Origin of the sequence: Aeromicrobium sp. UC242_57, assembly GCF_044452305.1 — a bacterium.
Taxonomy (GTDB): domain Bacteria; phylum Actinomycetota; class Actinomycetes; order Propionibacteriales; family Nocardioidaceae; genus Aeromicrobium.
The window spans coordinates 764287-777533 of the sequence record NZ_JBIOAM010000005.1; the positions used below are offsets into that span (position 1 = coordinate 764287).

The 13247-nt window shown below is 68.7% G+C and carries 8 protein-coding genes and 6 pseudogenes; 9 read left to right on the forward strand and 5 right to left on the reverse strand.

Annotation, left to right across the window (positions count from 1 at the left end):
* Positions 1-19: 19 nt before the first annotated feature.
* On the reverse strand, positions 20-499 hold the full coding sequence (locus tag ACHMWU_RS26280; RefSeq protein WP_396048507.1) for a hypothetical protein: 480 nt from the start codon (positions 497-499) through the stop codon (positions 20-22).
* Positions 496-2859: a glycosyl hydrolase gene (locus ACHMWU_RS26285; protein ID WP_396048508.1), complete on the reverse strand. Its 2364-nt coding sequence runs from the start codon at positions 2857-2859 to the stop codon at positions 496-498. Before ACHMWU_RS26285 ends, ACHMWU_RS26280 begins: the two co-directional genes overlap by 4 nt.
* Before the next feature lie 461 nt (positions 2860-3320).
* Here ACHMWU_RS26285 and ACHMWU_RS26290 point away from each other — a divergent pair, with 461 nt between their 5' ends.
* The 5 genes and pseudogenes from ACHMWU_RS26290 to ACHMWU_RS26310 all read left to right on the forward strand — a co-directional run.
* A complete protein-coding gene (locus ACHMWU_RS26290) occupies positions 3321-3989 on the forward strand; it encodes an alpha/beta fold hydrolase (RefSeq protein ID WP_396048509.1) in 669 nt (222 codons plus the stop codon).
* A gap of 154 nt (positions 3990-4143) precedes the next feature.
* A pseudogene (locus ACHMWU_RS26295) lies at positions 4144-5028 on the forward strand (FecCD family ABC transporter permease); the annotation flags it as partial.
* A 103-nt stretch (positions 5029-5131) separates the two neighbouring features.
* A pseudogene (locus ACHMWU_RS26300) lies at positions 5132-5572 on the forward strand (ABC transporter ATP-binding protein); the annotation flags it as partial.
* A gap of 99 nt (positions 5573-5671) precedes the next feature.
* The gene (locus tag ACHMWU_RS26305) at positions 5672-5926 is read left to right on the forward strand and encodes a hypothetical protein (protein WP_396049315.1); all 255 of its coding nucleotides are present in this window, start codon (positions 5672-5674) and stop codon (positions 5924-5926) included.
* Between the two features lie 1066 nt (positions 5927-6992).
* A pseudogene (locus ACHMWU_RS26310) lies at positions 6993-7658 on the forward strand (MFS transporter); the annotation flags it as partial.
* Here the strand turns inward: ACHMWU_RS26310 and ACHMWU_RS26315 are convergent.
* From ACHMWU_RS26315 to ACHMWU_RS26325, 3 genes and pseudogenes are all read right to left on the reverse strand, one after another.
* Positions 7657-9404, reverse strand: a pseudogene (locus ACHMWU_RS26315) (MFS transporter). The pseudogenes ACHMWU_RS26310 and ACHMWU_RS26315 overlap by 2 nt on opposite strands.
* Before the next feature lie 20 nt (positions 9405-9424).
* A complete protein-coding gene (locus tag ACHMWU_RS26320; protein WP_396049232.1) occupies positions 9425-10012 on the reverse strand; it encodes an alpha/beta fold hydrolase in 588 nt (195 codons plus the stop codon).
* On the reverse strand, positions 9907-10233 hold the full coding sequence (locus ACHMWU_RS26325; protein ID WP_396049316.1) for a hypothetical protein: 327 nt from the start codon (positions 10231-10233) through the stop codon (positions 9907-9909). The genes ACHMWU_RS26320 and ACHMWU_RS26325 overlap by 106 nt, the downstream gene beginning before the upstream one ends.
* 129 nt (positions 10234-10362) lie before the next feature.
* On the opposite strand from ACHMWU_RS26325, the gene ACHMWU_RS26330 reads away from it, so the two are divergent.
* From ACHMWU_RS26330 to ACHMWU_RS26345, 4 genes and pseudogenes are all read left to right on the forward strand, one after another.
* Positions 10363-10716, forward strand: a complete 354-nt coding sequence (locus ACHMWU_RS26330; protein ID WP_396049233.1) for a LysR family transcriptional regulator — start codon at positions 10363-10365, stop codon at positions 10714-10716.
* A gap of 16 nt (positions 10717-10732) precedes the next feature.
* Positions 10733-10813: pseudogene (locus ACHMWU_RS26335) on the forward strand (hypothetical protein); the annotation flags it as partial.
* A gap of 73 nt (positions 10814-10886) precedes the next feature.
* A pseudogene (locus ACHMWU_RS26340) lies at positions 10887-11219 on the forward strand (LysR substrate-binding domain-containing protein); the annotation flags it as partial.
* 214 nt (positions 11220-11433) lie between these two features.
* On the forward strand, positions 11434-13065 hold the full coding sequence (locus ACHMWU_RS26345) for an ATP-binding cassette domain-containing protein (RefSeq protein ID WP_396048510.1): 1632 nt from the start codon (positions 11434-11436) through the stop codon (positions 13063-13065).
* Positions 13066-13247 lie beyond the last annotated feature (182 nt).

Sequence of the window (13247 nt, forward strand, 5' to 3'; positions counted from 1 at the left end):
GGTCGTGATCTTCTGGCCATCAGCCAGCGAGGTCACGATCGTCCCGTTGCTCGTGGCGCGGAGCGCAGCTCCGCTGCCTTGCGCGACCGTCGAGACGGCACCAGGCTTGGCTGGATTCTTCGTCGCTGCGGGCAGGCCCGTGGTCGACTTGGCCATCATCACGATGGTGCTGTCGTGCGGCCCGACGCGCACCTGGGTTGAGATGCCCCTGCTCGTGCGCACGTAAGCTCGTGACCGGGGTGATCCTTCCCGACCACGTGTCGAGCAGGTACGGCGTGCCGGTACCCGTGATGTCAAGTGTCACGGAAGCTGTCTTCTTCGACCGGTTGTAGACGAAGTCGTACGTCGCACCGTTCGCCTCACGGCGCACCAGGCCGAGGTCGGCACTCGGCTCCGCGGGCGTCACGTCGGGCTTGATGCCCGCATCGGCGAGCGCGGCCGGCAGCGCCGCCTCGTTGACGACCTTCCTGACCGAGGACTGATTCAGGAGGTCGGTCACGACGCCCCGAAGCTCGGTCTGGTCTGCTTCGGCGCCCGTCGTCGCGACGGTGCCTCACCGACGACGTAGATCCGCAGCCCCTGCTTGGCCAGCTGCAGCAGCCGCTTCGCACTGGCCGTCGACATCGTCTTCTGGTCGTTCAAGATCAGGGCGTCGTAGTCGGCCTTCGACCCGAAGATGCCGCCGTCGGGGTCGGCCTTGACCGCGGGGTCCTTGATCAGACCTGGCGCCAGGTAGCCGTACGTGTAGCCGGCCTTCGAGGTCGCCGAGTCGGTGCCGAGCATGTGCTGGGTGGCCTGCTGCGGGCTCACGCTCGAGCCGATCAGGCCGAGATCCTCGTAGTAGACCGCGAGGTCGAGCGTCGCGCGTCCTTGACGCAACGCGAGCTGGGTTCGCCCCAGGCTGTCGTTGAGCGCAGCGTAGTCGGGCCAGCTGGGCAGTCGTGGCCCGAAGTTCTCCGAAGCGTTGAGCGCACCGAAGATGTCCCACGGGTTGTAGCCCGGCCACTGGCCGTCACGTCCGGCCGTTCCGACCCCGGCCGGCGCGTCGCGGTAGGGGAATCCGTGCCAGACGAGCTGGTTGACCCCACCGGCGTAAGCCTTGTGGATGCTGTCGACGAGACCCTGCCCATACTTGCCTGCAAGGTTCGATCCGTCACCGCCGTCACCGTACTGGCCGGCGACATTGGGGCCAGAGACCGTGGACCGGTAGCCGCCCTGGAAGTTGGCACAACACTCGACGGACACGATGTTCTTGCCTGTCACGTGCGCTCCCGTCGAGACCGCCCGATAGTCCTGTTCCGCACCGAGGGGGTTGGGGCTGCCGAAGTTCAGCGACTCGCCCTCCGGAATACCTGCCTCAGCGGATGCTTCGGGGGTCGAGATCGGCGTGCCGTACGACTGTGCACGGAAGTTGAGCCCGTGCCCCTGGGCCCAGCTCTGCATGGTTCGCACGTACCGGGTGTTGTAGAGGTCGCTCATCGTCTGGCGGTAGTCCTCGCGCACCTGGGGTCCGACGCCCTCGATCTCGAAGGCTGGCGCGTGGGTGCCCTGGATGCCAGCACCTGCCAGGGCGGGCAGCCGGGTCGTGAGGTCGTACCCTCGCAGATCTTCGAACTGCGACATCAGGTCCGTCGTCCACTTCTGGGTCTCGCCGAGCTCGAGGGAGTCCTCGAAGATGGCGCCTCCGCCGATCTTCTCGAGGTTCGCGCGCACCTGCGGCGTCAGGATGTTCTCGTCCCAGAAGTCAGCCTGGATCGTGGCACCTCCCGTGCTCCAGTGGTCGACGACGTAGTTGGGCTGGGTCGCCGTGTAACCCCCGCGCTGGGCGATCAGACCTGAGGCCGTCTGCTTGAAGTCGATGACGACCCACGGATGCCCGTTGCCCTGCGAGAACGTGTGGTCGAGCTGCCCGTCCTGGGTGACTTGATCGGTGACGTCCTTGACCGACTCCGGGTCGAGCTTGATCGGCCCGGTCGTCCCGGCACCGCACTCGTCCTCACATTGTGCGATGACGGTGCCGATCCGCTTGACCGTGGCGACGTTCACCACGGCAGCCGCATTGGCGTGGGGCTTGACCAACGGCTTGACGGTGAGATCTCCGCAGGCCGCCAGGCGGTTGCCCAGCTTGACGACCTCGACCTTTTCGGCCTCGCCGGCCGTGCCGATCGTGATGACGTCGCCCGCCGCCAGGCCACTGAGCGCCGCAACTCCGACTGTGGTGTCGCCGACGGCGGCGTCCCGGCACAGCTTGGTCGTGACGCTGGGTGGTGCGGTGAGGGTCGCGGGCAGCATCCCGGTGCGACTCGTGCCGGCGGCGTTGAACTCACGTCCGTAGATCAGCTGCTGCTCAGCCTCTGGCTGGTTGAAGCTGTTGAGGGTCGGAACTGTCGGCGGATACTGCGGTCCCAGGTTCTGGTCGACGATCAGCCCGTACTTGGCGGCCTGATCGGTGATGACCTCCATCTTGTGGGCCCACTCTGGGGTCCCCCAGCCGTAGTCGGCCAGGAAGGCGTTGTCCTGGTGCCCGGCACCGGGAACGTAAAAGGGGACAACCTCGATGCCGCCTGCACCGGCCTCTGACAGCTGCTGGATCTGGCTGCGGATCACGTCGTCATCGGTGAACGCGAGCGGCATCCAGTAGCGATACATGGGCCGAGTGGCGGTAGGCGGTTCGGCGAACGAGGCTGCGCTGGCTGCTGGGCTCAGATTCGCACCCGGGCCGGGGGTGGCGGCGCCCGCCGCTCCGCCCGCCATGGGCAGCAGGGTCAGACTCGCCGCGGCAAGGCTCAGCGTGGCAACCGCCGCGGCTAGTGCGTTGCGGCGCCTCGAGCGGGATGGGACGAGCAGTGGTGGAGCCATGGGGACTCTCAGATTGGATCGATTTAACTAGTGGCGCCCATCACAGTAGATCCGTTCCCGCGTAACGTCAATACGCTACGTTGCGTAGTTAAACTTTGGGGTGCACCGATCACGGCACGTTCGCCGCCCTCAGCGCGAAGGCGCCGACGACGGCTGCACGACGTCTCGCCGCTGCGGCCGGAGCCGGCACACCCACGACCCGCGCGTCAGCACCGTCGCCATCGTCACCACCCCCGTCCGTCCCAGTAGACCCGAATCGTCGGCTGTTGGCGTCAGCCCGGAGCAGGCGTCCGAGGTACTGCGTCTGCAGTACGTCCGGGGCAGGCCGCCTAGGATGCGAAGGTGTCCGTCACGACGATTGCGACCATGCCCGACGGCGCTCAGATCGCCTGCCAGATCGCAGGCCCGAGCACGGCTCCGGCGGTGCTGCTCCTGCAGGGCCAGGCGAACTCCCACCACTGGTGGGTCCCCATCGAGCCTCTGATCTCGCAGACCTTCCGGACCGCGGCTTCGACTACCGAGGCACCGGCGAGACCCGCTCCGAGCTCGGCCCGTGGTCGACCGCATCGTTCGCCCGCGACGCGGCGCACGTCCTCGACGAGCTCGAGATCCCGACGGCGCACGTCTACGGGACGTCGATGGGCGGACGGGTCGCGCAGATGCTCGCGATCGAGCATCCGCACCTCGTGGACCGGCTCGTGCTGGCCTGCACCTCCCCCGGTGGAGAGCTGGCTGTCGAACGGTCGCAGGATGTGCGCCGACGGCTCGCCGACCCCGATCGCCAGGCCCGCCATCGCGCCTTGGTCGACCTGTTCTACACGCCTGCCTGGGCGTCGACCCATGAGCGCAGCACGTTGTTCGGCGACAGCTCGATGTCGGCGAAGGCGCAGCAGCTGCACCTTCGGGTCAGCGCCCAGCACGACGCCTCTCACCGCCTCGGCAACATCGTCGCTCCGACGCTGGTCCTCCACGGCAGCGACGACGAGATGGCGCCGGTCGAGAACGCGACGGCGATCGCCGCACGCATTTCCGACTGCTCGGTCGAGATCACTCCCGGTGGCCGTCACGGCTTCTTCGACGAGTTCAGCAGCACCGTGACGCCGCACGTCGTGGCGTTCTTGTCGGCCTGAGCGGCGCCCGGCGTCGTCACCGGTCCGGCCCCTTGGCGTCCATCTAAATGAGAATGGTTATCATTCCGATGTGATCGCCTCCTCCTTGACCGCGCCGACAGCGGCGCAGGTCCGACAGACCACCGTGCGGCGACGGAGAACCGCCGTCACCACGATGCTGGTCGTCCTCCTGCTCGTCGCGACCCTCAGCGTGGGGATCGGACCAGTCGCAGTCGACCCCCTGACCACCCTGCGCATCCTCTGGGCGCACATCGGCCCCGGCTCGACCACCGCCACGTGGTCGCAGGTCGACGACCAGATCGTCTGGACGTTCCGGGTGCCACGTGTCCTGCTGGCCGCCCTCGTCGGCGCTGCGCTTGCGGTCGTCGGCGCGATCCTGCAGGCCATCATCCGCAACCCGCTGGCCGACCCGTACGTGCTCGGCGCGTCGTCGGGTGCCGCCCTCGGTGCCGTCGGTGCGCTGGTGCTGGGGGCCTCGGTGCCCGGCCTCCTCGTGACCGGCTCAGCCTTCGGCGGTGCCGCCGCAGCTGGGATCGCGGTCTACCTGCTGACCGTCCGAGGCCGTCGACTCGAACCGCTGCGGCTCGTCCTGGCCGGCGTCGCACTGTCGTACCTGTTCAGCGCCGTCACCGGATGGATCACCGTGACCGCAGAGCACGGCAAGCTCCCCCGGCTGATGTTCTTCCTGCTCGGCAGCATCAGCTCGGCGTCATGGAGCCTGCTCGCCATCCCGGCGGCCGCCCTGGCTCTCGGTGTCGCCTACGCCGTCTGGCGCTCCGACCACCTCGATGCTGCGATGACCGGCGAAGAGACGGCCGCCTCCTTGGGCGTCGACATGACCCGGTTGCGTGTCGAGACCCTGGTGGTGACGTCCTTGCTGACCGGTGCAGTCGTGGCCGTCGCCGGCGGCATCGGCTTCGTCGGCATGGTGGTGCCGCACGTGTGCCGCCTCCTGATCGGAGCCGGGCACCGCGCGTTGATCCCGCTCTCAGCCGTCACCGGCGCCGTCCTGCTGGTGCTCGTCGACACCATTGCCCGCACCGCGGCGACACCGCGCGAGATCCCCTTGGGCGTCGTGACCGCCTTGGTCGGGCGCCCTTCTTCCTGTGGCTCATGCGCAGGCGCCCGATGGGCCAGGAACGATGACCCGCGATCTCGAGGTCGACGGCGTCTCCGTCGTCATCGGCGGCACGAGCATCCTCCACGACATCAGCCTGTCCGCCCAGCGGGGCGAGGTGCTCGGGCTGCTCGGCCCGAACGGCAGCGGCAAGTCGACCCTCCTGCGGGCCGTCAGCGGCATCCTGCCCCTGACGAACGGCCGCATCACGCTCGCGGGACTGGACGTCGCCACAGCCGGGCGGGCGACGATCGCGCGACGCTGCGCCGTCCTGACCCAGGACCATGCGACCGACATCGAGCTGTCGGTGCTGGACGTCGTGATGCTCGGCCGCATCCCGCACCGGCGGTCATCGGGTGCCGCCGCCGACCTGGCCCTGGCCGCCGAGAGCCTGCGGCGCGCCGACGCCGAGCACCTGTCTGGACGCGCCTTCCCGACGCTGTCCGGCGGCGAGAGACAACGAGTGCTGCTGGCACGTGCCTTGTGCCAGGAGCCGGAGGTCCTGCTGCTCGACGAGCCGACCAACCACCTCGACGCGTCGCACCAGCTCGGCCTGCTGGAGCTCGTGACGTCCTTGGGCCTGACCTGCGTGGTCGCGCTGCATGACCTGACCCTGGCGAGCACGTACTGCGATCGCATCGCACTGCTGCGGGACGGCCGGCTCGAGGTGGCCGGAACCCCGCAGGAGGTGCTCACCGCGGCTCGGATCGAGGACGTCTACGGCGTCGACTGCGATCTGCTGAGCCACCCCCGAACCGGGCGGCACGTGGTCGCCCTCACCCATCGGGGCGGGCATCGTGTCCGCTCCTCGACCACCTGAACCCAGGAGATCCATGAAGCCCCCCACCCTCACCACCGCCCGGTGGGCCGTCACCACAGCCGCCCTGCTCGCAGGCCTGGCCGCGTGCGGCACCGTCACCAACGACACCGACGAGTCGGCGTTCGCAGCTGACAGCAGCTTACCCCGTCACCACCGAGAACTGCGGCCGGAAGATCGCGGTCGCCAGTGCGCCCGAACGGGTCGTCAGCATGCATCCCAGCATCACCGGCTCCTGATCCAGCTGGGTCTCGGCGACAAGGTCGTCGCCCAGGCACAGGACGCGCTCGGACAGCCCTCGCCCGAGCTGGCCCAACAGGTCGAGGCCATCCCGTCCATCAGCGCCGACACGCCGCCGAACCGCGAGGTCCTGCTCGCGAAGACTCCCGACCTGGTGCTCAGCGGCACCGAGTACGAGTTCACCACCGACATGGGCTTCGCCGGCTACGACGACCTCGAAGCCGCCGGTGCTCAGTCCGTATGTCGCCACGGCTGGCTGCAAGGACCGTCGCTCCGCCGGAACGGTGGAGGACACCTTCACCGACCTGGAGTTCCTCGGCGAGGCATTCGGGGTCCAGGACCGAGCCGCCGCTGTCGAGAAGGAGGCCCGCGCAGACCTGGCCGACATCGCTGCGATCGTCGGCGACGCCGCGCCCGTCCGCGCCGCCCAGGTGTACGTCGAGGGCGGCAAGCTTACGCCATCGGCGGAGCCGTCGAGATCGACGTGCTGCGTCTCGGTGGCGGCGAGAACCTGTTCGCCGACGACGGTCGGTTCGCCGACTTCTTCGCCGCCGAGGTCAACCCCGAGGTCGTACTCGGCAAGGCCCCGGACGCCCTCGTGTTCGCCGTGAACAGCAAGGCACACGAGGCGGAGACGCGCGCCTACCTGACCAAGCACCTGGCCGACACCCCGGCGGTCAAGGACGACCGGCTCGTCGCGGTCGACAACACGTACGTCCAGCCCGGCACCCTGTCGGCCATCGAGGGCGCTCGGATCGTGGCCGAGGGCCTGCACGGGGTGAGCTCCGGCGGCCTGGGGCCCGACTTCCGCTGGTTCTGGGCCGCCCGCATGGTGGCCGTCGTGGGCTCTGCGTTCACGGCGGTCGCCCTCCCCGTGGTGGTCTACGACCTGACCCGGTCGGCCGCCCTCACCTCGACCGTCACCGCGCTGCAAGTGGCGCCCTACCTGGTCTTCGGGCTCCTGGCCGGTGCGATGGCCGACCGGCTGCCTCGCCGTCGGGTCATGCTCGGCGCCCAGGTCGTCTGCTCGACAGGATTGCTCAGCATCCCGGTCGCCGAACATCTCGATGCGCTCCACGTCGGGCACGTCCTGGTCGTCACGGCCGTGGTGTCGTCGGCCTTCGTGTGGTTCGACGCAGCCGCGTTCGGTGCGCTGCCAGCCATCGTCGGCCGCGACGGCATCGCTCGCGCCAACAGCGCACTGTGGACCGCGTCCACGGTGGTCGGCGTCGCAGGTCCGGCCGCGGGCGGCCTGCTGGTCGCGCTCGTCGGCGCCCACGAGGTGCTGGCGGTCGACGCGGCCTGCTACCTGGTGGCGGCTGGCTGCCTGCTGGGCATCGCCCGGCCGATGGGTCCGGCGCGGGCGGCCACCACCGAGCTTCAGCCCTCCATTGCAGCCGACATCGGCGAAGGCGTGCGATTCCTCTGGCAGCACGACGTCATCCGACCGTTGACCCTGCTGGGGGTCGCGAACTCGATCGCCGCCGGCGGCGTCACCGGACTCCTGCTCGTGCTCGCCGTCGAACAGATCGGTGTGTCCTCGGACGGCGGCGGTCTCGGCGGGCTGCTCGACCACGGTCGCTGTCGGTGGCTTCGTGGCAGCGACGGCTCTCCCACGGCTCACTCGTCTGCTTCCGACGGGATGGATCAGCGTCGGCGGCCTGAGTCTGTGCGTCCCCGCTGTCCTGGTGCTGTCGATCTCGACGTCGATGTTCACGGCGGGCGCCGCGCTGCTGCTGTGGAGCATCGGCAACACCGTCGTCATCCTGAACGGCATCACCCTGCGACAGACCCTGACTCCCGACCACTTGCAGGCTCGCGTCAACACCACAGGTCGCATGGTGGCCTGGGGCGGCACGCCCCTCGGTGCCGTCGCGGGAGGGCTGCTGACCGAGGTCACCGACGTCACTGTCGGCGTCGCGGCCATGTCGGCCGTGCTGCTCGCCGGCCTGGCCTACGGGTGGCGGGCCACGATGTTCCGGCGCGACTTCGGTCGGGTGGGTTAGCGCGACGACGCTCGTGGCTGCGCTGGTTCGAGCAGCGTCGGCGTGCGGCGCAGGAACAGCGCGAGCATCAGGGACACCCCGAGGAGAGCCGTGGTCAGTCCGATGACTCCTGGCCAGCCCGAGGTCGACCACAGGTGACCTCCGTAGCCTGCCGAAGACGGACGACCCCAGGTAGTAGGAGAAGAGGTAGAGCGAGGCGGCCTGGCCCGTCGCGACACCTCCTGCATGGGCGCGCGCCGGAACCCATCCGCTTGCCACACCGTGAACCGCGAAGAATCCACACGTCAGGAGACCGACTCCCACGACGACGAGTGTCAGCGATCCGGTCAGCGACACGAGTCCTCCCGCGATCGCCAGCACACATCCCAGTGGCACGACTGCGCGACGACCGTGCCGATCGGCCAGCCGCCCGAAGATCACCGACGAGACGGTGCCTCCCGGGTAGACGAGGAAGACGAGACTCGCCGCGGCGAGGCCGAGGCTGAAGGGCGGGCTCTCGAGCCTGAAGCTGATCGTGTTGAACACCGCGACAAGAGCACCGACCGAGCATGCGCCGATCCCGTACAGGGCCAGCAAGGCAGGGTCCGACACCGCGCGGCGACTCATGTCGAGCAGCGGCCGCACACCGGCAGGCCCGGGGACGAACTGTCGTGACGGCGGAAGCAGCAGCCGCACGCCGATGGCGCACAGCAATCCGAGGAGGGCTGTGGCCAGTAGCGCCCACCGCCATCCGGCGGCCTCTCCGACACCGCCTGTCACGAGCCGCCCCATCATGCCGCCGAGAGCCGTGCCGCCGATGTAGACGCCGGCAGCCCGTCCGTGCGACGAGGCGTGCAGCCTTCGCGCAGATAGGCCGTGGCAACAGCCGGCAGGCCCGCGAGGGCAACCCCTTCGGCGAACCTGAGGCCCAGCAGCAGCGGCCAGCTGGGCGCAATCGCGCAGGCTGCAGCGAGCAGGGTCGAGGCGGCCAACGAACCATGGATGAACTGCGTGCGCCCGAACCGGTCCGAGGCCGGACCAGCAACGAGCAGCGCGATCCCGAGGCCCAGGGTCGTCAACGAGACCGTCCACGTGGTCGAGCCGGTGGAGACGTCGAAGCGTGTCGCCAGCTCGGGCAGGATCGCCTGCGTGCTGTAGAGCAGCGCGAAGGTGGCGATGCCGGCCAGGAACAGCGCCGCCGAGACACGCCTGTAGGGGGCCGTGCCTGGCAGATGTCCATCAGATCTCGCCTGCATGCCCTCGCGGGTCGTGGCGGTCACCGCGGATCAGCTTCTTCGACGAACGCAGCGACCCGTTGCCACAGCTCGACGGGGTTGGCGTACATCGGCCAGTGGCCGCTGTGCGAGATCTCCATCAGCGAGACTCCGGCGCGTGCGAGTCGAGGCAGGTACGTCAGCGCAGAGCTCTGCTCACCGTGCACGAAGGACGTCGCCATGGGCAGCGCCAGGAACCGCTCCAGCAGCCTCCCGTGGTCGGAGAGCTCGACCATCGACGAGAAGATGCCGGGGACGGCTCCCGGACGCACCTTGTGCTGGACGCTCGTCGCGTACAGGGCGCTCGACCTTTCAGCAGAGCGAGCGACGCGTCTGGCGAAGGCCTCGAGGAATGCTTCGTCGGTCTCCTCGGGATGGGTCAGCACCTGGCGGCTGAGGAAGCAGTCCTCGGGCGCGAGATTGCCTTCGATGTCTGTCAGGCTCAGCACGCGGTCGGGCATCCGCTCCGCCAGCAGCAGCGCCGTCAGCCCGCCCATCGAGCGTCCGACGAGATGAAACCGATCGACTCCTTCGCTGTCCAGGACGCTCTCGGCAGTCGCGACCAGAAAGTCGATCGACAGGGCGCCCAGGTCGGCGCACGTCGAGGCTCCACAGCCCGGTGCGTCGTAGGCCAGGAGTCCGCGTCGGGCAAAGGTTCCTGCCGGGCGGTGTCGGCGTAGTCCTCCTTGGTCGAACCGAATCCGTGCAGGAACACGACCGGTGCCCTGTCCCCCGGCCGGGTCATCGCCGAGACCGCGACGTCCACCTGGTCCACGACGGCTTCGATCGTCTTCAGCGCCAGCGCCTTCATGGTGCCCCCTCTTGCTGTAACACCTTCCCTTCCGACTATCGCGAGAACTCTCCCATACGTCCAATGTCCAAAATGGCACTATCTAATACGTCTTCCGTATGATTCAGGTATGCGCATCCGCGATCTGTCCTGGCTCGTGACGTCGGCCGAGATCGGCCGCTCACCGATGCGGCGGCCGTGCTGGGCACGAGCCAGCCGACGTTGTCGCGCACCATCGCGCGGCTCGAGGACGAGCTCGGGATGCGCGTGCTCGATCGGACGAGTGGAGGAGTGCAGCTGACGCCCGGCGGCGAGATGGTCGTCGCGGCAGCGCGCGACATCACGAGCCGCTACGACGAGCTCCGCTCGTCACTTGCCGCCGTCGCCGATCCGGACGCAGGTCTCGTGCGCCTCGCCTTCCTGGACTCCATGGCAACCTCGCTGGTGCCTCAGCTGCTGAAGAGAGTTCCACCAGCTCGCCCCGCGGGTACGCGTCCAGCCTAGCCAGGAAGCCGCGCACGACATCCTCACCGATCTCGACAGATCAGCGGTCGACCTGGCCATCACGTCGTCCCGACCGGAGGACGAGCGGTACGGCTGGCACACCCTCCAGGAGGAGCGCCTCGTGCTGGTGGTGCCACACAGCCACCGGTGGGCCGGACGCGAGACCATCAAGCTGTCGGAAGCTGAAGGACGAAGAGCTCATCACGACCCCCGCCGCCTTCGGGTACCGCACATTGGTCGACAGCCTGCTGCGAGATGCCGGTGTCTCACCGACCATCTCGTTCGAGAGCCAGGACCTCGCCACGATCGAAGGCCTCGTGTCTGCCGGCCTCGGCGTCGCGATCGTGCCGCAGGCCTTCGTGGGGCTGTCCGGCACCCACGGCGTTGCCATCACCTCAGCATCCGCCCGGCGATCGATCGGACTCATCTGGCGCGCCGACCGCCCCCTGTCACCCCCGAGCGCACGATTCCACGACTTCGTGATCTCCGGCCTGCGACCTTGACGTCACCCTGACGCCTCCGCCTCGCTAACCTGGACCCATGCGACCTCTGCTCTTCTCGTAGTCCCGCTCCCGGACGGACCCGCCTCTCACGACACGTGAGCCTGCGGGCCCGCTGATGTTGCCTTCGACCCTCGACGGTCGAGTCATCGAGAAGTGCGCCGTTCACGTCGTCGTGCGCTGGACGTGCGCCTCCTGTCCGGAGAAGAGAACACCCATGACCACGCATATCGCCCTACCCGCGCGCGCCCGCGCCCAGCTCACCGCCGAGCAGATCAGCATCCTGCGAGGCGGAAGACCCGTCCTGACCAGCGTCGACCTCGCCGTGGGTCCCCGTATCCGGGTCGGTGTCGTCGGCGAGAACGGACGCGGCAAGTCCACCTTGCTCCACATCCTCGCCGGGGTGCTCGAGCCCGACGACGGGACCGTCCACCGCACCGGCACCCTCGGGCTGGCCGAGCAGGAGATGGCTGTGCGCGCAGACGCCACCGTCGGCGACGCGATCGACGTCGAGCTGGCGGACGCACGCTCAGCCCTGCGGGCACTCGACGACGCCACCCAAGCCCTCGCGGTCGGTGCCCCCGGCAGCGATGACGCCTACGCGGCAGCCCTCGACGCTGCGGAGAGTCTTGGCGCGTGGGACGCCGACCGTCGTGTCGACATCGCGCTGGAGAACCTCGGCGCCATCACCGACCGTTCCCGGCGGCTCGACGAGCTCTCAGTCGGTCAGCGCTACCGCGTCAGGCTCGGCTGCCTGCTCGGAGCCGAGTACGACTTCCTGCTGTTCGACGAGCCGACCAACCACCTCGACGCTGCTGGACTCGACTTCCTGACCCGGCGCCTCCAAGATCACCCGGGAGGCGCTGTCGTCGTGAGTCACGACCGGGCGTTGCTGACCGACGCCGCCACCCTGATCCTCGACCTCGACCCCAGCCGGGACGGGCTGCCGCGTACCTACGGCAACGGATTCCAGGGGTACCGGGAGGGACGGGAGGCCGAGCTGAGCCGCTGGGAGACCGAGTTCGACCATCAGAGGTCCGAGCACGCCCGTCTGACGCAGAACCTCTCCGAGGCCCAGAATCGTCTGACCACCGGGTGGCGGCCCGACAAAGGCACGGGCAAGCACCAGCGCGCCACCCGCGCACCAGCGTTGGTCAGGTCCGTCCATCGACGACGTGACGACCTCGAGAAGCATGCGGTCACTGCCCCTGTCCCGCCCCTGCGTCTCACGATGCCCGATCTTCCCGTGAGGTCCGGCACCCTCCTCGTCGCTGACGAGGTTCGGGTCGACGACAGGATGCAGCGCAGCGTCACGGTCACACTGGACTCGCGATCTCGGCTCGTCATCACCGGAGAGAACGGCTCCGGAAAGTCGACCCTCCTCGCGGTGCTGGCCGGACAGATCAGTCCAGACCGCGGGTCGGTGCGCACATCGCGCAACGTCCGAGTCGGGCTGCTGCGACAGGAGTCCACGGGGCACCGAGACCGGACAGTCCGCGCTGACTTCACGGCCCATGTGCAGGAGCTGGCTCGCCGCGATGGCCCGAGCAACGACGAGGTGCCATCGCTCACCAGCATGGGACTGGTGTCCTCCGCCGACCTGAACAGGCGGATGCGCGACCTGTCGATGGGCCAGCAACGCCGCCTCGACCTGGCGAAGGTCATTGCGGCGAGACCTCACATCCTGCTGCTCGACGAGCCCACCAATCATCTGTCGATCGCCTTGGTGGACGAGCTGACAGAAGCGCTCGAGGTCACGCTGGCGGCCGTCGTCATCGCGACGCACGACAGACAGCTGCGCCGTGACGTCAGCCACTGGGAGCAGCTCGCACTCGACCTGACGTGCTGAGCAGGCGTCCCGGTCCGCTGACCAGGCCCGACGTGGATGGTCGTGCTGTAGACCGAGGTACCCGAGGTGTTCATCATGCGGCCAGGAAGTGATGTGCCTGACCCAGCTGGGCCGTCAGGCTGTCGCAGGAAGCCGGTACTCCGGCCCGTCCTTGAAGGTGACGGCTTTCCGCCCCTCCGTGC